This window comes from Variovorax sp. RTB1, assembly GCF_035018765.1.
Classification (GTDB): domain Bacteria; phylum Pseudomonadota; class Gammaproteobacteria; order Burkholderiales; family Burkholderiaceae_C; genus Variovorax.
This window is the reverse complement of record NZ_JASJXG010000126.1, coordinates 1-392: the sequence shown is the minus strand read 5'-3', so window position 1 is coordinate 392 and position 392 is coordinate 1. Positions and strand designations below refer to the sequence as shown.

The following is a 392-nucleotide window of genomic DNA, read 5'->3' as shown; positions in this document are numbered from 1 at the left end:
ACGACGCATGCCGCGAGTACGTCTCAGGTGCTCCAGCAGCTCCTTCTTCAAGGCTCCACGCGCTTGAATGAACAGACCGCGGTAGATGGTCTCGTGTGACACGTGGAAAGTCTCGTCGCACGGGTAAGTATGCTTGAGCCACCCAGCGATTTGCTCCGGCGACCACAGCAGGCGCAGCTTGTCGGTCACGACGCGCGCCAGGGCACGGTTTTCAGCCAGTTTGCAGCGCTTGGGACGATGCGCCCGATCCCAAGCTCCGCTGTCAGGCTGAGTCGCCCGATAGCCAACTCGCCCTCCATTGCGCTCGATCTCGCGGCTGAATCGCCCCGGTTTTTGAGGAGGCTCAACACTCTGAGAGGATTGAGCCATGAACAAGTCGAACAAGTTCTCAC

The 392-nt window shown here is 59.9% G+C and carries 1 protein-coding gene; it reads right to left on the bottom strand.

Annotated features, from left to right (window positions below; translation table 11 throughout):
* Positions 1-392: transposase (locus tag QN397_RS26640; RefSeq protein WP_416352376.1), on the bottom strand; the 392-nt coding region annotated here is incomplete at both ends.